Origin of the sequence: Paraflavisolibacter caeni, from assembly GCF_025628885.1 — a bacterium.
Lineage (GTDB): Bacteria > Bacteroidota > Bacteroidia > Chitinophagales > Chitinophagaceae > Flavisolibacter > Flavisolibacter caeni.
On the sequence record NZ_JAOTIF010000007.1, the window covers coordinates 108,597 to 128,104 of the forward strand.

The following is a 19,508-nucleotide window of genomic DNA, read 5'->3' on the forward strand; positions in this document are numbered from 1 at the left end:
ATGCTGATTCAAAAAAAGACCATAAATCCACTAAAAGGCTGGCAAGTTGATCCTGCTGTTATCAACTATTTGGGAAAAGACTTACAGCGGCCTGAATGCATTCTTACAGAAGAGGATGGAACTGTTTGGAGTGCAGACGCAAGGGGTGGATTGGTAAAAATGAACCATCAGGGAGAGCAGGTGATCATTAATCCGTTTAAAGACACCGGATCAAATTTAGATACATTTGATCAAAAGGCCGATCATGCAAGATATATAACGGCATCAGGCTCTTTGCCTAATGGTGTCTGTTTCGATGTTAATGGAGATTTTATTATTGCCAATTGGGGTACCAATCACATTGAACGAATGACCCGTGAAGGGAAGTTAACCACCCTTGTTTCTGAAATTGATGGACGCCCTTTAGGAAAGACCAACTTTCCGTTAAGAGATTCAAAAGGCAGGATCTGGTTTTCAGTGACCACACAAACAGAACCCTGGTCTGATCAAATCAATACCAGAGCTACTGATGGATACATTGCCCTGATGGATGAAAAAGGAGCGCGCATTGTGGCTGATGGTTTTTGCGGGACCAATGAAATTCGTTTTGATGAAATGGAAGAATGGTTGTATGTAGTGGAAAGCACTGGTTGGAAAATCTCCAGGCTGCGTGTACAAGAAGATGGAAGGTTAACGAACCGTGAAGTATATGGGCCTTCACAGTTAGATGGTTTTCCCGATGGATTTGCCTTTGATGCTTTTGGTAATTTATGGATCACCCTGATTTTTACTGATGTACTGATTGCCATTACTCCTGATGGTGAAGTACTTAACATTCTGGATGACAGCAATCCTGATACTAAGAAGCAATTATTCGAGGCCTATCACAATGGTAGTGTTACGCCAGAAATTTTAGGAGTCACTAAAGGAACTATTGCGCCTTGGATGGCTAGTCTCTCCTTTGGTGGTCCAGATTTGAAGACCGTTTATCTGGGTAGCTTGAGAGGGACTAATGTACCTTATTTCAAATGTCCGGTATCTGGACAAAAAATGATTCATTGGAAATGATGATAGTTATAATTTCAATAAAAAGGTTTTATTTGTAGGAATAACTAAAATAAATAATAGTTGATATGATTTTAGAATTAGTAACATTAGACATCAAGCAAGGCACAAATGCAGCCTTCGAGGAAGCATTAGAAAAGGCACAATCAGTGATCAGTCAATCCATGGGTTATGTAGGACATCAATTCCACAAGTGCATTGAGCAAGAAAACCGTTATGTATTTCTGATACGCTGGCAAACATTAGAAGATCATACCAAAGGCTTTCGTGAATCTGACTTGTTTCAACAATGGCGAGCATTGATCGGGCCTTATTTTGAAAATCCACCTTTTGTTCAGCACTATGAACTGAAGTTCGAAAAATAAGTGGTGACGATTTCTACATTATTTAAAAAATCAACGATGAAAATCATAGATCTTTCTGTAACCATTTCTCCTGAAATAAAAGAACCCTTGCCTACTTCGATTGTGTATGAAGATCACAAGGAAGGTGCAAAAAAAATGGGAGCCAAGTTGTTTAATGGTATTCCTGGTGATGCATTTATTGATGGTAATGGTCCTGCGGGTGAATTTTTAAGCGTGACCAGTCATGCGGGCACACATGTAGATGCCCCCTGGCATTATTTTCCGACTTGCGATGGCAAACCTGCACGGACCATTGAGCAATTGCCTTTGGAGTGGTTCTTTAACGATGGCGTGGTACTGGATTTTACTGACAAACCTGAAGGTTACAGTATAACGGTGGATGATCTAAAAGAAAAGTTAGCTGCCATCAATTACACCTTAAAGCCTTTTGATATTGTACTGATCCGTTGCGATGCCGATAAAAGAATTTACGATGATGATTTTGTAAAAATTCATGTGGGAGTTTCTGCAGAGGCTACACATTGGTTGATCGACCAGGGAATAAAAGTCATGGGTACCGATGGGTGGGGATGGGATATTCCACTACATTTGCAGGTTCAGGATTACCTGAAGAATCCCCGCCCTGGTGTTATCTGGGAGGCTCATTACGTTGGCCGTGAAAAAGAATATTGCCAGATTGAAAAGATGGCAAATCTTAGCCAATTACCTCCTTACGGATTTAAAGTTGCTTGTTTTCCCGCTAAAATAAAAGGAGGAAGCGCCGGTTGGACGAGGGCTGTGGCCATTTTGGAATAATCAACCAATTACTCATTTAAAAACTGTACAATGAATTTTTTTGAACGATCTCTGGAACTGCATAAAGAACTCAAAGGCAAAATTGGCATTCAAAATAAAATGGATCTTCAAACAAGTGATGATCTATCGTTGGCTTACTCTCCTGGTGTGGCTCAGCCCTGCCTTGCAATTGCAGATAATCCGGAAGATGTTTATACCTATACGCTTAAAGGCAATACCGTTGCCGTGGTGAGCGACGGTTCTGCTGTTTTGGGTTTAGGTAACATTGGACCAAATGCTGCCATTCCGGTGATGGAAGGCAAGGCTCTGCTGTTTAAAAAGTTTGCAGGTATCGATGCTTTTCCTATTTGTCTGGATACCCAGGATACGGAAGAAATTATTAAGACCATCAAAAATATTGCTCCGGTATTTGGAGGCATTAATCTGGAAGATATAGCCGCACCCCGTTGTTTTGAAATAGAGCAACGTTTGCAGGACCTGGGCATTCCTGTTTTTCATGATGACCAACATGGAACTGCAATAGTTGTTCTGGCAGGTTTGATCAATGCTGCTAAACTGAAGGGGAAAAGCATTTCCGAGCTCAAGGTTGTGATCAACGGGGCCGGCGCTGCAGGTATTGCCATTGCACGATTACTGAAAGGTATTGGAGCGGAAGAAGGTGACTATTACACTGCAGTAAAAGATGTGATTGTATGTGACAGTAAAGAGATCATTCATAGCGAAAGACAGCATCTGAATGGAGAGAAAATAGAGTTGTTACAATATACCAATAAGGATGACCTCAAAGGTTCATTGAAAGATGCATTGGTGGGAGCAGATGTTTTCATTGGTGTCAGCAAAGCAAACCTGCTCACTGCCACAGATATCAGTACGATGGCTGGAGAGCCGATCATTTTTGCTCTTGCCAACCCCGTTCCGGAAATCATGCCCGAAGAAGCCTATAAGGGAGGAGCGGCTGTAGTAGGAACAGGACGCAGTGATTTGCCCAACCAAATCAATAATGTACTTTGTTTCCCTGGTATTTTCAGAGGGGCTTTAGATGCAGGAGCTCCCCGCATTACTATGGCGATGAAGCTGGCTGCTGCATATGCCATTGCAGATAGTGTTGCTCATCCAACACCTGAAGCCGTTATTCCATCGGTTCTTGATCTTTCCGTGTCTAAAAAAGTAGCTCAGGCTGTAAAAAATGCAGCAGTTAAAAAAGTATTGAACGAAGTGTAGACTGTTTTACTAACGATAAAAACGATTGCTATGTCAACAGTAAGGAATGTGTTGATTGTAGGAGGTGGTATTGGAGGGTTATCTTCAGGTATCGCTCTAGCCAGAAATGGCTGTTCTGTTACTATTGCTGAACTCCACCAGGAGTTCAATGTCTATGGAGTGGGCATTATCCAGCCTGCTAATGCCCTGAGAGCTTTAGATGCGCTGGGACTGGCCGATGAAGCCATGCGAAGGGGTTCTCCTTATGGCCTGGTGAAAATGTGCACTGCTGCAGGGCATGTCTTTACTCAAGTTGGTGTGCCGCCTATAGGCCGTCTTCCCAGTCACAATGGTATTTCCAGAAGAATCCTGCATGAGATTCTCTACGAAGAAGCGGTAAAGCAAGGTGTTGTCTTTAAAATGGGAATGTCTGTTGCTGTAATTGAAAATAAAGCAGATGAAGTAGGTGTACAATTTACAGATGGCACAACTGGTACTTTTGATCTCTTGATTGGCGCCGATGGTGTGTACTCCAAAGTCCGCAGCCTGATGTTTGGTCAATACAAGCCTCGATACACCAATGAATCGGTTTGGCGTTATCCTTTCAAGCGTTTACCAGAATTGGAGACTGGTTATATGTTTATGGGCAAGCGTTCTAAAGTGGGGTTGATTCCCATGACTGCTGATACTATGTATATGTTCCTTGTTACCTCAGAAGGAGAGGACAATCCCTTTATTCCGGAAGAGGAACTTGTGCCTAGAATGAAAGCCTGGTTAGAGGAATATTCGGCTCCAATGGTGCAAAAAGTAATCAACGAAATCACAGATCCTAAAAAAGTGGTGTATCGGCCATTGGAAGTACTCTTTGTTCCTGCACCCTGGTACAAGAACAGAGTTGTGTTGATTGGAGATTCGGTACACGCTACTATTCCGCAGTTGGGGCAGGGGGCAGGTCTGGCATTGGAAGACTCCATTGTGTTGGCAGAATTGCTGCAAAAGGAAAATGATGTAACAGTTGCCTTGCAGCAGTTTACCGACAGACGGATTGCTCGCTGCAAAATGGTAGTGGATGTATCAGTACAGGTAGGCGAGCTGGAACAGTTGGACTGGAAGGGTCAACTGCCCGAAGGCATCAACATTGGTGCGATCATGGGGAAAGCACTGGGTGAAATGATGCAACCTATTTAAACAGAGTTATAAATTAGATACTTACACCCAAATCATTTCGTTCTTTTATACATTGCATCTTAACAAGCATTTGTTATGCTCAAGATTGCTTTGCCTGTTTTATTCATTTTGTTTACATGTTTTATTTCCTGTAAAGATTCTATTTCTTTAAAGTCCCTGAAGAAGAAATACAGTGGCTGGAGTACTTATGCTGGTTCCAAGGAAGGGATCCGCTATTCTTCTAATGAACAGATTACCGTTCAAAATGTGTCCCAGCTTCAAGTAGCCTGGGTCTATAGTTAAAAGGATAAGATTGCCGCTACAAAGGATGCCAAGATCAGGGCTTTTGATAAAAAGAGCGGTAAAGTATTGTGGGAGGCACAGTTGCCTGTACCGGGTTATGCCACTCCGTCTACATATTCTATTGATGGAAGGCAATATGTGGTGATTGCCTGTGGTGGTGGTAAGATCGGTAGCAAATCCGGTGATCAGTACATTGCTTTTGCCCTTCCGGCCAGGAAGTGACGCCTTATAAATATAGACAACTGGTAAAGAGCAATTAAATAATGAATTAAAATTGTATTGAGTAATCATGAATAGATTTCATCATAAAGTTTGTTTGGTTACTGGTGCTGCTAGTGGTATAGGAAATGCTACAGCAGTTGCTTTTGCTGCTGAAGGTGCAAAATTAATATTGGCAGATGTGAATGAAGCTGCCGGTAAGGGCATTGAACAACAAATATTGGAAATGGGTAATGAAGTGATTTTTGTTACCTGTAATATAGCTCGAAAAGAGGATGTAGAAAATTTAATCAATACTGCTATTCAAACATTTGGAAGCCTTGATTGTGCTGTCAACTGTGCGGGGATCGCAGGGAAACATTCAGCGCTTTTGCACGAGTATCCTGAAGAAGATTGGATGCATATGATGCAAGTGAATCTTTTTGGAACGTATTTCTGCCTGAAGGCAGAAATTACACAAATGCTGAACAATGGTGGGGGTTCTATTGTGAACGTGGCATCAGCAGCTGGCTTGGTAGCACAACCTGGTAATTCACCCTATGCAACTTCCAAATTTGGTGTAGTAGGTTTAACCAGGACAGCGGCAAAGGAATATGCCACTCATAACATTCGTATCAATGCTATTTGTCCCACGGCTATTGAAACGCCCATGATCATGGATGGAAGAAGAAAGCTGGCTTACGACTCAGAAGCCTTGGAAGCTGCGAAAAATTTTCAGGCTATGAAACGTATGGGTCAACCGGAAGAAGTCGCTGATGTGATTTTGTGGTTATGTTCTGAACAATCTTCATTTATTACAGGACATGCCATGCCTGTTGATGGTGGGGCGTTTGCTTAAAGTTACAAGCAGAGTATCTAGGTCAGGAGTTCAATGGCTTTGTTATGAACACTGACATCAACGCTCTACTTGTAACTTCTTTATTTTAATTCCTGCGCAGGATTAGCTGGCTTTTTGGTAGCTGGATACTTCTTCTATCTGTTCATTCTCAACAAAGATGGATACCAGCTTGCTGTTGTCTTCCAGTTTGATTTCCCACACATTACGGTTGTTGTCCTGAATATTGGTAGCACCTACAATGTTGTAATCATAATAATTTTTGGCCACTACTTTCTTCACTTGTGCAGGCAGGCATTTTTCACAGCCAAAGGTAATATTGTAGACCAGGCTGCCATTTTTGCTATACAGGACATTGTGAGGACGATCTTCCTGGGTAAATTTCACTAGGTATTTGCCATCTACTTTATACCAAATGGGGTTGACAGCATCTTGAAACGTGCTTTCAAAGGCTTTAACCACCTTCGCATTTATATTGGAAGAGACTACTGTAATGGGGGATAATTCCTGAGATGCATTTTGTTGGGCAAAAGAATGGTTGGCTAAGATTATAAAAGTCAGTCCGATACAAAGTCTGGACAATGATTGAAGTTTCATGATTTAGTGTTTAATAGTAAGTACAAAGTAAGAGCTAAGCTGCTATTGCATTCTATGATAAGCGTCAGAGGATCGCTTTGATATGTATCAACAAATTTCTTTGACTTTAGTCATGGTTTCTATATATATCAAGGATAAATTGTTTGGATCTTTGATTGAAAATGAATATCTGAAACAATACAGGGTTAGATTCAAATGAGATATTCAGAACCTTTAATTTTGCTTTAGAGGTATTCAGCAAACAAAATCTGTGACTAAAGAAGATTTTATATCGACCTTCAATCCCTCTGAATTAGCTTCAGAGTTAAGCCGTGGAGGGTTTCAATTGCCTTCTTTTATTACCCCTGCCCATCATGTTTTTCATATCAACCGGATTGAAGATTATATCCATGCCGTCAATTTTCCTCTACCTTCAGATTTACACCCACGCCGAATAACATTGTATAACTTCTTTTTTCTCACAAAAGGATCAAGTATTCGAAGTAAAGGTTTAGATAAATACCAGTTTGGAGCAAACACTTTTTTCTTTTTACCGGCATATGAGATCATGACACATGAATTTATCAGTGAGGATGCAGAAGGATATTATTGCCATTTTAGTTTAGACTTGTTGGTATCAGACTATAAACTAAAAGACCTGCTCAACGATTTTCCTTTTTTAAATTTCAATTGTTATCCATTAGTGACCATCAACGATGAATCGAAAGAATGCATCTTGCCACTTTTGAATAGACTTGAAAAGGAATATAAAGCAGGGGAGCAATGCCGGTATGAAATATTAAGAGCTTATCTGATCGCCTTATTTACTGAAATCAAGCCCTTTGCGACCATTTCTTCGTCGCTTTCACATAATTCTGCATACCAGATCACTGAACAATTTAAAAAGGCTTTATCGCAACACATTTACCAAAAACAAAAGATCACGGATTATGCTGAAATGCTTGCTGTAACTCCTAATCATTTAAACAAATGTGTCAAAACGGTTACCGGTAAATCTGCACATGAGCTATTGAGTGATATGGTATTGTTGGAAGCTAAGGTGTTGTTGAAACAAACCAGCCTTAGTGTTTCTGAAATTGCTTACCAAATTGGGCGGAGTGAGGTCAGTGATTTTGCCCGCTTTTTTAAATCAAAGACAGGAATGAAACCCGGAGAGTACAGAAAAATGGTAAATCCTGAAATATAATTAATATACCCGCTATTGAAAGGGATGCATAGTGCATGTTGCTTACCTGTTAACTCAGCATTATGAGCAGAACGTGATGTCTTACCAAAACTGTTCAATCATTGATTTTGCTTGAAAATAGTTCTCCATAAAGAGACTGCCAACCAAGATAGATTATCAGTTTATTGGTTATGAACTTTTTCTTATGAGGATGTGGAGCTTGAATCTGGAATTTTTAATGATATTAATCAGTAGTTGTACTAATTTTTATCAAATTGATTGATTTTGTCAAATAGTTGCCGCTTAATGTCAAACATCAGCCCTTTGTTTTAATCTAATTTCACTATCACAGAATTGCATCAAAAGTAGTTCTTGGAATTTAAAGTATTAACTCACAAAATTGCTTAGCCATGACTTCGACTTCCTTAAAGAAGGCCTTGCATTCAATTGGGCTGATTATTTTTCTCATCTTATTTAGTGTACAAAGCTTTGCTCAAGCCGGCAGCGTAAGCGGGACAGTAACAGACGCCGAAGGTAAACCCATTGTAGGCGCCACAGTTAAAATCAAAGGTGCCAATAAAGCAACTGTAACAAAGGAAGGCGGAACTTTTTCATTTAGCAATGTTCCCGGTAGTGGTACGCTGATCATTTCTCATATTGCTTATACAACAATGGAAACTCCCTTTTCTTCCGACAAGGCAATAATAATATCCCTTAAGGAATCAACTAAAATGGTTGATGAAGTGGTGGTAACCGGCGTATTTGATAAGCGGACCGCTTTACAATCATCAATAGCCATCAGCACATTGAAAAGCGATGCCATTTCCAAGCTGGCTCCCAATAGTGCTGCAGATCTGCTGAGTTACACACCGGGTGTTTATGTGAACTCTTCTGTTGGGGAGATCAACAATACCGTGTTTTCCAGAGGGGTGAATGCCAATCAGTTTTCTGTGGCGGGTGGTAATGGCTATTATTACGTATCGCTTATGGAAGATGGATTACCTGTATCTAATCTTTCCTCCGGCAATATTGTGGCCGATTATTTTTACAGGGCTGATGCTACTTTATCACGCCTGGAATCCGTTAGGGGTGGTTCTGCTTCTATTACAGGCGCCAATGCTCCGGGCGGTATCTTTAACTATGTTTCCAAGACAGGCCAGAACGCTTCCAATGAACTTACTTATAAGTTTGGGTTAGAAGGTGATGGTAGAAACGCTTACAATCGCCTGGATGGAAATTTCGGAGGTAAGTTAGGCACTAAAGGTTGGTTCTATAATGTAGGTGGTTTCTACAGAATCTCTCAAGGAGCCCGTTCTCCAGGCTATGCTCAAAATAAAGGAGGACAATTCAAAGCCAATTTGGTAAAGACCTTTTCCAATGGTTCTGTGAAAATATTTGCCAAATATTTGAATGATAAAAACGGTCTGCCACAAAATCTGCCTGCCAGGAATTATGATAAGCCCCAGTTGGTAGAAGGTTTTGGTGAAGCAGATACTTATATGTTGCCAGATATTTCGGTAAAATCTCCTTTATGGGGGACTGACAAGACCTACACTTTTGATCCTTCAAACCTTTCGCATTCAAAAGATTATTCGCTGGGTTCTGAATTGAATCTGAGACTTGGCAATGGCTGGTCATTAACCAATAACTTCAAGGTGGATCATAAGAATGTAGAGCAAAGTTTAACCATCATGGCCAATCCAACCCCATTGAATGGATTCTTTACTTATGCCTTAATGGGGATGGTTGGCCCTGGTACTTTTTCCTTTAAGGATAGAAACACTAAGACTGAACTGGCATCAGTTTCCGCTGCCTTTGACCCTACCGTACAAGGTCCGCCGTTCCGTTATACTATCCTGAAGAATAATTTACCAGCAAATAGTGTGATGCAAGACGGTGTGTTGTTCAATTTTACCAATTACAGCAATAGCAAGTTGAATGAAGTGATGGATCAACTTACGTTTAATAAAAAGGCAGGCAAGCATTCTATTTCTTTTGGTTCATTTATTGCCTCTTCTCATGTAGAAACAGATCCGAACGGAACTGCCAATACGGTGATAAGGCCAATAGAAAATAAACCTCAACCATTGGATATTACCTGGACACAACTGAATGGCAAAACTTACCAGGTAACCAGTCCTGAAGGCTATGCTCAATTATCGGGTGGCAGGTTTTCGTTTAATAAATATGAAGTGACACAAACACAATTATCCGGATTCCTTGCCGACGGTATTCAGTTATCTCCAAATTTAAACCTGGACTTGGGCGTTCGTTTTGATCACATTATAGTTGATGGAAGCAATAATATTGGCGTTGAAAATCCAAAGTCTGAGGAGGGTGGAATAGACAAAGATCCTTTAACATTATATGACAACTTCTATTTTGTAAAAGGCGAGGACATTCCTTATAAAACGAATTTAAATACAGTTTCCTATTCAGCAGGTATTAACTATCAGATTAATCAATCCAATTCGATTTATGGCCGGTATTCCAGTGGTCGGAAGTCGCCTGATATGCAATTCTATTTTGATAATTACAACACACCAGGCGTCAGCCCTGAAGCCCGTGCACAAAAAGTGAATCAAATAGAAATAGGCTATAAGTTCAAAAGCAAAAAGATTACAGGTTCTATTATACCCTTCTATAGTGAGTTGAGCGACATTCCAGTGTCTTCTATAGGTCAGGATACAACCGGTCTAAGTTATTTCACACCAGTAGTCTTCAATGCCATCCGCACTTTTGGGGTAGAGGGAGAAGCGAATGTATTTCTTACCAAACACTTTGATGTTCGGGTTGGTTTAACGGTTCAGTCGGCAAAAGCTACCACATGGCAAAGTTGGGTGATGGGAGCAAACGGCAAACAAGATGATAAACTGACTGACAACAATGGGAACACAGCGGAGAATATTCCAAATCTGATGTACACTGTGGTGCCTACTTATTCTTTCAAAAGCGGCTATGTATTTGCCGGTTGGAAATATATGGGCAAAAGAGCTGCCAATATGTCCAATGCATTTGACTTACCCGGTTTTCATGAATTCAACCTGGGGGCAGGCTATAACCTGACTAAAAGGATAGGTGTTGCTGCCAACATCAACAATCTATTCAACACTTTTGGTGTCATGAACTGGTCGGCTACCACTGAGGATAATATTATTGATGGTTTTAGCCATAATAGTTTTACTCCTGAAAAAAGGAAAGCCAATCCTAATTCTGTTTATTCAGTGCTTCCCATTCAACCAAGAGCTTACTTCGTATCGGTAACTTATAAATTTTGAAATTTTTAAGCTACGATTAAACATACCTAACCATGAAAGGAACAGCAGTCATCAACATGAATCAAACAGCATACATCAATCGGCCTGTATCGGTTCAGCGTAAAGCTGGTGCAGGACAGGCCTGGACATTGATCTTCGCGATGTTTTTGCCCATTATGGCCATTATTGGTTTGGCTCCTGCATTACCCACTTTGATGGTGCATTTTAATTACATCCCTAATCACCAAGTGTTGGTGCCAATGTTATTGACTGCTCCAGGATTGTGTATTGCGATACTCTCTCCGTTTGCAGGAAGACTGAGTGATTTGTTTGGCCGTCGTCGCTTGATACTTATTGCAATGTTCATTTATGGGATTGGTGGTGTTATTCCTTTTTTCCTGGAAAACTTTTGGGCGGTTATGGTTGGCAGAGTACTACTTGGAATAGCAGAAGCCTTTGTGTTGACAATTGGTAATGCATTGCTTGCTGATTATTTTGCAGAGCATGAAAGGCCTAAATGGCTTTCAGTTCAAGGTGTTGTTGGTCCTGTGTTGGCAACTGTTATTATTTACGGGAGTGGCTTTTTAGCTGGAAAGGGATGGCAGTGGCCATTCATCGTATACGCACTTGCTTTTCCCATCTTTATTGCCGGGTGGTTTTATTTGTGGGAACCTGAACAGAATAAAGAAAAAGAACAAGCACCTGTCAATATGGAGGCCTTTCCATGGCGGACAATATCCTGGATATGTTTGGTAACGCTTGTTTCTTCTGTTATCTATTATGTTTACATCATTCACTTCTCTCTTGTATTAACTGCCAATGGTATTACCAATGAAAGTAAAATTGGAATGATCACCGCTATTGCCAGTATTGCGGTTCCTTTAGGTGCGTATCTGTTTAAACAAATTTCCGGGCGTTCTATATTTTTTCTTCTGCTGCTTATTTATGCTTTGATGGGTATTGGATACATCGGTATGAGTATAGTTCATCATGAAAAATGGATTGTTGCTACAGCATGGATACAACAAGTAGCTGTTGGTTTAACTGTACCTACATTGGTAGCATGGGCGCTCAAAAGCCTGCCATCTGAACACAGAGGCCTGGGCATGGGATTTTGGGCAGCGAGTTTCTTTATTGGCCAATTTGTAAACCCATTGGTTGTTGGCTATATCAATTACCTGACTGGCGGCATACTCACAACAGTTATGGTTGTAGGTATTATTTGCCTGTTGCTTGCGGTTTTAGTGTGGCTTCCAAAGTTCTATTGGCAAAATAAGGGAGCAAAATCATTGTAAAATTTATTACAAAAAATCAATTCTTATCTACAATATTAAATTATGAACATGTCTAATCATCAAATTAAACGAGGTGTAAGTCTATACAGTTATCAGGAAGAATTTTTTCTTCAAAAAATGTCATTGGAAGATTGCATTGCGGCTGTAGCTAAAACTGGTGCAACTGGTATAGAGATCTTAGGCGAACAGAGTATCTGGGGGTTTCCCAAATTAACAGATGCGTTTGTAGACCAGTGGTTCGGATGGATGGATAAATACGGCGTAACACCGGTCTGCCACGACTTTATGCTTGATTATACCATGACCAAAGGAAAATATTATTCAGATGATGAGGCTCTGCAATCTATCATCAGGGATTTAAAATTTGCCAAGCGTCTTGGGTTCAAAATCATGAGAGCCATTGTGAACATCACTCCTGAACTCATGGAGAAAGCGGCTCCTTATGCCGAAGAATACGATATCAAAATCGGAATTGAAGTGCATTCGCCCTGGCACATCAACAGTGCCTGGATGGCAAGGCATTGGGAGGTGATGGAAAAAACCGGGTCCAAATACCTGGGCTTTGTTCCGGATATGGGTGCCTTTACCAAACGCCTGGCCAGAGTGCAAACAGATAGAATGATCAGGGAAGGTGCTGATCCAAAAATTGTGGAATTCGTATGCGAGCAGCACGAGAAAGGTATAATGGCTGAATATATCATTGCCCAGGTATCACAAATGTCTAAACGGCGGATCGATATAGCCGTGGCAGAACTCACCAGGCACAATACCTATTACAATCCCATTGCATTACTTCAGCACATACCGCGCATCTTCCATATTCATGCTAAGTTTTATGAAATGTTAGATGATGGTACAGAATACAGCATTCCATATGAGGACATTATCCAGATATTAATCAAAGGCGGTTACAATGGTTATTTATCCAGCGAGTATGAAGGTAACCGTCATATTCAGGATGTTTATGAAGTGGATAGTGTTGAACAGGTGCGGCGTCAACAAGAAATGTTTAAACGTTTGTTGGGAGAAGAAGTTGCACCTAATAAAAAATCAATTGTTGTTCAAGCTTGAACCAACTAAAGAAATAGCCGTCTGAAGTTTAATTACAAATTCTATTACAATTTTCAAAAAAAGTAAGATGATACAGATGTTTGAAAAATATATGATTGTTGAAAAAGATGTGGAGAACATCGTTGAAAATGGAAAAATTACTGGCTTCAAATTCGGAGCGAGGCTCCCTTATTATCGTGGTATTGCCCTTTCGTTGTTGGAAGACATTGGCGTAAACATTGACGGAGCAGAAGTTCCAAAAGAAGACATAAAGTTTAATGTACATGGCAACACCTATACGCTTGAACAAATGGAATCAGCAGTAGATGACCGCTGGAATATGGGTGAAGTGGCTTACATTATTATTGATAAGGAAGGTGGATTATTAAAAGGCGACCACCAGGTTCGTTTAATGCTCAACATGCGCATCGCTTATCTTCCATTTCCATCTATTAGGAATAGTGAGAAAACGATCTCTATTGCTTAGGCTAATCAATTCTGAATTGGATTTCGTGTCAAGAATATGAAGTCCAGAACCATCAATCCAAATTCAAACAATGGGACCATTAGATAATTTCATTCTTGCGGATGATGCTTTGCAAGCAACTCCTACCGGATTTACGCTTCAATTCCATTCACATTGGTATCGATCATTGCCGCTTTCGTGTATGAGCTGCAAAGCCATCATTAATGGACAAGCTATTGATGAAAGTGAAGTTTTTATTGAAGCCAATGGAAATAAATATCCTTTCAGTGAAATGCCTAATTTATACAAAGAGTGGCTTTTCATTACCGATGGTGCCAGGTTGCACGTAAACGGTGTTGAACCTTTACAGAAGGGAAAACAATATAACATCGAGTTTAAGCTGGATCTATTCATTCCCTATATACTGGTTGGCAGAGAAGGCAACCCCTTGTTAGCATCAAGTACTGTAACAAAACAATTAACCTGTAATTAGATGAAACACCCCAATATAAAACTCTGTACTTCCCTATTTTCTTTTGCACTCGAGTGGAATTCAGGTAAGTATTCATTGGAACAACTAATGTCAAAAGTGCGGGAACTGAACTTAGGACCTGGAATTGAGATCATTGGTTTTCAAAGTCTGAAAGGTTTTCCATATCTCTCCGACAATACAATTGTAGATGTCAGAAGATTGATTGAGCAATTTGGCTTTGAGCCAGCTTGCCTGGATGCAAATGTTGATGTGGCCATAAGAAGGGACAGGCTTCTTACTATTGAAGAAACAGTTGAATACATTATTCCACAAATATGGGCTGCAAACAAGCTAGGTTTTCCTGTGCTTCGTGTTCAAATGACAGCCAAGCCTGAAGTCATCAAAAAGCTCGTACCGGTTGCAGAAAAGGCAAATGTCAAACTAGGTATGGAATTACATACGCCTTATCTGATTGACCACCCTGCCGTTGTTGCTCTGCGTGAGTTATATGAAGAAATGGATTCGCCATTCCTTGGATTCATTCCCGATTTTGGTACCTCCATGCGCCAAATTCCGGATGCGCTGCTACACAGTTTTCGCGAGGTAGGTGTCACTGATGAACTCATTGCCATCACCAAAGAAATCTGGCAAAAAGATATACCCACACCAGCCAAATTTGGTGAATTGCAGGAGCGAGCATCAGCATTGGGAGCCACTCCACCTCAAATTGGAAGACTGAACATGGCATTCAGTATGAATGGCCGGCAGGATGTCAATGCCTGGAAGGAAATCATTCCGCAGACAGTTCACCTACATGGCAAGTTTTATGGTTTTGACGAGCATGGTGATGAGCCTTCGATTGACTATGCGGCTATTTTGAAAGTGTTTTATGAAGGAGGATACAGAGGATATGTTTCAAGCGAATATGAAGGCACAGCGTTTACCGATGAATTTACAGGGTTTGAAATGGTGCAAAAACACCACGCACTTTGTAAAAAGATTTTAGAAAATATTCAAGAAAAAGAATATGCACGCACTGTGTAAACAAGTTTTATCAATCAAACTACTTCTATGATTGCATAAAGGCCATGCATTTCGTACTACTGAAACAGATGTGTGGATTGTTTGCAAACCTATTTGGAAGTATAAAAACCCAATTTGATCAATGGCTACAACTAAATATTCATTCAATCTTAATTATGCGCCTCATTTCGGCATGTTTGAAAACCTGGCCGGAAAAGATCTATTCGACCAATTAAGGTTTATGGCCGATACTGGATTCCGGTCTTTTGAGGATAGTGGCAGAGTTGGTGAAAACTTTCCCCGGGCATTTGGAATTGGCATGGTCGGGCAGCCGCCGGAACTGCTGGATAAAATTGGAGAGACATTAGCTAATTTGGGTATGGAAATGGGAACATTCCTTCTGCCGCCCACATTTTGGCCACCCAAAGCAACACTGGCATCAGGCAATGTTGAATGGCGTGCCCTTTTCCTGGAGCAATGCCATAAAGTAGTAGAAACAGCCAAACGGCTTAATGGACGTTATGTTACTGTGGTTGCAGACACTTTTGATTATTCGCTTCCTTTAGATATTCAAACAGCTAATGTTATTGAAGGACTGCGTTATGCATGCGATATTTTTGAACCTCATGGAATTACAATGGTGCTGGAACCATTAAGTGATCACCCGAGTTTATTTCTACGCACTTCCACCCAAGCATACCTGTTATGTAAAGCGGTGAACAGAAAGTGTTGTAAAATACTTTTCGACATGTATCATTTGCAGAAAAATGAAGGGCGCCTGATCTATCACATGGATCAATGTTGGGATGAAATAGGTTATTTTCAAGTAGGAGATGAGCCGGGACGTAATGAGCCCATGACTGGTGAAATCAATTATAAGAACATCTTTAAGCATATTGCTGAAAAGTCAAAAGCTACGAACAAGGAATTCATATTAGGGATGGAACATCATAATTCTCTGTCCGGAGAAGAAGGTGAAATGACAGTTATCAATACCTATAGATGGTGTGATGATTTTAATGAAAAAGAAATTGCTATAACCAGCGAAAAATTATTAAGCTGATGAAACAAATTCAAACAGATGTTTTAATAGTTGGCAGTGGCCCTATTGGCGCAACGTATGCACGCTTGATCAAAGATGCTCTTCCGGATACAAAAATCCTAATGATTGAGAAGGGGCCTAGGCTTACTGGTAAAGCGGGAATGCATGTGAAGAATATCGAAGACGATCAGGAACGGGAAAGGGCACAAATACTTTCGCAGGGACCGCATCAAAAGCCGTATCCATTGATTACGGTTACAGAGCGAGCTAACGCAGTCAATATGGGTGAATTGAGCATTGACCTATTAGGAAGGCCGGGTACTCACCTTGTATCAGAAAATGCAGAAGACCTGAAGGCCAATGAAATGCCTGCAGCTTCCTGCTCAACCAATGTAGGTGGCATGGCAGCGCACTGGACATGTGCCTGTCCAAGGCCAGGGAATGCAGAGCGGATTCCGTTTATACCTGATGTTGAAATGGACCAGGCACTTACAAAGGCAGAAAAGCTGCTATGTGTTACCCAATCAGCTTTTCCGGAAAGTGCAGAAGGTTTGGCTATTCAAAAAGTTTTGGGCGATATTTTTAATGAGCAGCTTACCAGTGGCAGGAAGGTGCAACCAATGCCACTGGCTTGTATCACAAATGAAAAAGGAGAGCGGTATTGGGTTGGTCCTGACGTTATTCTGGGCGACCTAGCAGAGCCCGGATATGCCGGTAATTTTGAATTGCGAGATCAAACTATCTGTCGACAACTTTATAAGGAAGACGGTCATGTTACTGGCGCACTGATCGAACATCTTCCTTCCGGAACAAGAGAAGAAGTGAAAGCAAAGCTGGTAATTGTGGCCTGCGATGCCTTACGTACGCCGCAATTGCTGTGGGCATCGGGTATTCGACCAAAAGCTTTGGGACATTACCTGAATGAGCATCCTTTCATCTTCTGCTTTGTTGAATTAAAAGATGACCTGGTTGATACCACGCTTGGCAAACGGTACGATCAGTCTAGCCGAACAGAGCCAACCATAGGTGTCTTCTTGGTACCTTTTGATGATCCGGGCCATCCGTTTCATGCCCAAATTATGCACATGGATGTGTCGCCGTTGAAAATTGAAACGCATGGCAATCCAAAACATGTTGTTGGCCTGGGCATTGGCTGTTTGAAGGAAATGCGATATGAAGACTGCATTGAATTTTCGGAAACAGAACAGGATTATTCTGGTATGCCGAAGATGAGTTTTCAATTTCAATTGACAGAAAAAGACAGAGCCCAAATTGCAAGTGCAAAAGTGGAGCAGGTAAAAGCTGCTGCGGCTTTTGGCAAAGTGATCCAGGAAGGCGAACAAACATTAATGCCAGCAGGAACGTCCTTGCATGCGCAAGCCACGGTGCGTATGGGTGTAGCAGATGATGGGACCTCTGTTTGCGACACCTTTTCAAATGTTTGGGGTTATGACAATTTATTTGTTGGAGGCAATGGCGTTTTACCAGTGCCTACAACTTGCAACCCAACCTTGACAAGCGTTGCATTGGCCGTCAGGAGCTCTGAGAAAGTGATTTCACTGCTGAAACATAATTCATCATATGAACAGCGAAACACTTTCAGAGGGAAACCGGAAATTGCTTAAGATTTAACCTATATCTTTTAGCGTAAAAGGAATGTCCGCAAGGCATTCCTTATTTTTTTAAGAAGGGGGAGGGGAATGATGAATGATTCGAATGACGGATGGGAGAAAGGTAAATTGAAGGGGGCAAAACTTGGAAAGTGGGGGTTGGTTTTGTACCTTTAGGCCCAGCTCCATTGCCTCCGTTCAGGGCTTTTTAGGGCGTTCTGCCTGTAGGTTGTTTTCCCCTTATTTATGAGCATTTGCTGCATTCAGATCAAAGCATAGTCGAAGGATGGTCGAAGGATGATCGAAGGATGATCGAGGTTGCATAGACTTTGGTACGCTTAAAGTATAGCTAAAGTACGCCTATGGTACGGCTTAAGTATGGAGTAGGTATCGAGTCAGCATGGGGTAAGTAGAAAATTTCTGGTATTATTTGGATTGTGGTCATAAAGATGCAACTGTTAGCTTGGAGGAGTAGAGCCATCATAAGGTAAATAGTTCGGTATTCAGCGCGTAAATGGCTAAAGTCAATAACATTTTCCGTAAAATTGATGTTCAATAAAAAACTTGCCATTGAAAACTGTACAAATACCTGTTCTTAAACTCACCGAAATGAATAAACATCATTTTGGTGACGCAGATTGGCAGCCGCTTCAAACGGGTATATCACAGTTTTTCCATATTAACCGGATTGAAGATTATATTGAGCACATAAAATTTCCTCTTCCTCCACATCGTAAAACCGTTTATGATTTTATTTTCCTGACACAAGGTCACAGCGTTCGTACTAAAGGGCTGGACAAGTATGAAATTGAGGCGCCTTCCTTCTTTTACTTACCACCTTATCAAATTACTACACATGAGATCATGAGCCGGGATGCTAAAGGATTCTATTGCCATTTTGATGCTGAAATCCTTACTAAATATTATAAGCCTAATGACCTTGTGAAAGAATTTCCCTTCCTTCAATTTATAGGCAATCCAATTATAAACGTTGAGCAGCAAGTTATACATCCTATTACCAATCTTTTAAGCCGACTGAAAGGCGAGTATGATCTACATGCCCAACAATTTGATGTTATTGGTATTTACCTGTTAGCACTTTTTGTTGAAGTAAAGCGTTTTATGGGACCTGCCACCAAACTTTTGGAGAATGCTTCTTTCCGCGTAACACAACAATATAAAGAGGCGCTGATGCAGTTCGTTTATCAGAAGCAAAAAGTCTCCCTTTATGCTGATCTTTTGGCCGTGACTCCTAATCATTTAAACAAATGTGTAAAGGCTGTAACCGGTAAATCTGCTCATGACCTGTTGGATGAAATGATCTTATTGGAAGCAAAAGCTCTATTGAAACAAACCTCATTATCCATCAGTGAAATTGCTGATAAGGTGGGAAAGGAATACCTAAGCGACTTTGTTCGATTTTTTAAGACCAAAACCAGTTTGACACCGACTGAATATAGACAGCTCAATTGATCTTCCTTACATACCCAGGTTGAGTGTACAACTATGAACCGGGAAACCTTCAAGAAATCGATTTCCGTCAGCAAATAAGAGAGGGTGCCCGGGCTCCCATTTCGCTATAAAGTACTTTATCCAAATCGTT

Annotated in this window: 19 protein-coding genes; 18 read left to right on the forward strand and 1 reads right to left on the reverse strand. The window is 40.9% G+C overall.

The window, feature by feature from the left end; translation table 11 throughout:
• From OCK74_RS11460 to OCK74_RS11495, 8 genes are all read left to right on the forward strand, one after another.
• The gene (locus tag OCK74_RS11460) at positions 1 to 1,047 is read left to right on the forward strand and encodes an SMP-30/gluconolactonase/LRE family protein (protein ID WP_279297177.1); all 1,047 of its coding nucleotides are present in this window, start codon (positions 1 to 3) and stop codon (positions 1,045 to 1,047) included.
• Between the two features lie 65 nt (positions 1,048 to 1,112).
• Entirely contained in the window at positions 1,113 to 1,409 is a 297-nt protein-coding gene (locus tag OCK74_RS11465) for an antibiotic biosynthesis monooxygenase family protein (protein ID WP_279297178.1), read from the forward strand.
• A 36-nt stretch (positions 1,410 to 1,445) separates the two neighbouring features.
• Positions 1,446 to 2,204 (forward strand): cyclase family protein, encoded by a 759-nt coding sequence (locus OCK74_RS11470; protein ID WP_279297179.1) that lies wholly within the window; start codon positions 1,446 to 1,448, stop codon positions 2,202 to 2,204.
• Between the two features lie 30 nt (positions 2,205 to 2,234).
• Positions 2,235 to 3,425 (forward strand): NAD(P)-dependent malic enzyme, encoded by a 1,191-nt coding sequence (locus OCK74_RS11475; RefSeq protein WP_279297180.1) that lies wholly within the window; start codon positions 2,235 to 2,237, stop codon positions 3,423 to 3,425.
• A 30-nt stretch (positions 3,426 to 3,455) separates the two neighbouring features.
• Positions 3,456 to 4,592, forward strand: a complete 1,137-nt coding sequence (locus tag OCK74_RS11480) for an FAD-dependent monooxygenase (RefSeq protein WP_279297181.1) — start codon at positions 3,456 to 3,458, stop codon at positions 4,590 to 4,592.
• Between the two features lie 75 nt (positions 4,593 to 4,667).
• Positions 4,668 to 4,874 carry a hypothetical protein gene (locus tag OCK74_RS11485; RefSeq protein ID WP_279297182.1) on the forward strand — a complete coding sequence of 69 codons (207 nt, stop codon included), beginning with the start codon at positions 4,668 to 4,670 and terminating at the stop codon, positions 4,872 to 4,874.
• Positions 4,875 to 4,883: 9 nt separating this feature from the next.
• A complete protein-coding gene (locus tag OCK74_RS11490; protein WP_279297257.1) occupies positions 4,884 to 5,096 on the forward strand; it encodes a PQQ-binding-like beta-propeller repeat protein in 213 nt (70 codons plus the stop codon).
• 67 nt (positions 5,097 to 5,163) lie between these two features.
• Positions 5,164 to 5,931: an SDR family NAD(P)-dependent oxidoreductase gene (locus OCK74_RS11495; protein ID WP_279297183.1), complete on the forward strand. Its 768-nt coding sequence runs from the start codon at positions 5,164 to 5,166 to the stop codon at positions 5,929 to 5,931.
• Positions 5,932 to 6,033: 102 nt separating this feature from the next.
• Here OCK74_RS11495 and OCK74_RS11500 read toward each other — a convergent pair whose 3' ends face one another.
• Positions 6,034 to 6,525, reverse strand: coding sequence for a hypothetical protein (locus OCK74_RS11500; protein WP_279297184.1), 492 nt, complete (start codon positions 6,523 to 6,525; stop codon positions 6,034 to 6,036).
• Between the two features lie 250 nt (positions 6,526 to 6,775).
• Between OCK74_RS11500 and OCK74_RS11505 the strand changes: the two genes are divergently transcribed.
• The 10 genes from OCK74_RS11505 (at position 6,776) to OCK74_RS11550 (ending at position 19,378) form a co-directional block, all read left to right on the forward strand.
• Positions 6,776 to 7,711: a helix-turn-helix domain-containing protein gene (locus tag OCK74_RS11505; protein ID WP_279297185.1), complete on the forward strand. Its 936-nt coding sequence runs from the start codon at positions 6,776 to 6,778 to the stop codon at positions 7,709 to 7,711.
• Between the two features lie 389 nt (positions 7,712 to 8,100).
• Positions 8,101 to 10,968: a TonB-dependent receptor gene (locus tag OCK74_RS11510; protein WP_279297186.1), complete on the forward strand. Its 2,868-nt coding sequence runs from the start codon at positions 8,101 to 8,103 to the stop codon at positions 10,966 to 10,968.
• Positions 10,969 to 11,000: 32 nt separating this feature from the next.
• Entirely contained in the window at positions 11,001 to 12,242 is a 1,242-nt protein-coding gene (locus OCK74_RS11515; protein ID WP_279297187.1) for an MFS transporter, read from the forward strand.
• A 48-nt stretch (positions 12,243 to 12,290) separates the two neighbouring features.
• Positions 12,291 to 13,313 carry a sugar phosphate isomerase/epimerase family protein gene (locus tag OCK74_RS11520; protein WP_279297188.1) on the forward strand — a complete coding sequence of 341 codons (1,023 nt, stop codon included), beginning with the start codon at positions 12,291 to 12,293 and terminating at the stop codon, positions 13,311 to 13,313.
• A gap of 67 nt (positions 13,314 to 13,380) precedes the next feature.
• Positions 13,381 to 13,779 (forward strand): C-glycoside deglycosidase beta subunit domain-containing protein, encoded by a 399-nt coding sequence (locus OCK74_RS11525; protein WP_279297189.1) that lies wholly within the window; start codon positions 13,381 to 13,383, stop codon positions 13,777 to 13,779.
• Between the two features lie 70 nt (positions 13,780 to 13,849).
• A complete protein-coding gene (locus OCK74_RS11530) occupies positions 13,850 to 14,251 on the forward strand; it encodes a C-glycoside deglycosidase beta subunit domain-containing protein (RefSeq protein ID WP_279297190.1) in 402 nt (133 codons plus the stop codon).
• Entirely contained in the window at positions 14,252 to 15,274 is a 1,023-nt protein-coding gene (locus OCK74_RS11535; RefSeq protein ID WP_279297191.1) for a sugar phosphate isomerase/epimerase family protein, read from the forward strand. It abuts the gene before it with no gap.
• A 121-nt stretch (positions 15,275 to 15,395) separates the two neighbouring features.
• Positions 15,396 to 16,316 carry a hydroxypyruvate isomerase family protein gene (locus tag OCK74_RS11540; protein ID WP_279297192.1) on the forward strand — a complete coding sequence of 307 codons (921 nt, stop codon included), beginning with the start codon at positions 15,396 to 15,398 and terminating at the stop codon, positions 16,314 to 16,316.
• Complete coding sequence (locus OCK74_RS11545; RefSeq protein ID WP_279297193.1) at positions 16,316 to 17,920, forward strand: GMC oxidoreductase; 1,605 nt, start codon at positions 16,316 to 16,318, stop codon at positions 17,918 to 17,920. The genes OCK74_RS11540 and OCK74_RS11545 overlap by 1 nt, the downstream gene beginning before the upstream one ends.
• A 594-nt stretch (positions 17,921 to 18,514) precedes the next feature.
• Positions 18,515 to 19,378 (forward strand): helix-turn-helix domain-containing protein, encoded by an 864-nt coding sequence (locus OCK74_RS11550; RefSeq protein WP_279297194.1) that lies wholly within the window; start codon positions 18,515 to 18,517, stop codon positions 19,376 to 19,378.
• The last annotated feature ends 130 nt before the right edge of the window (positions 19,379 to 19,508 follow it).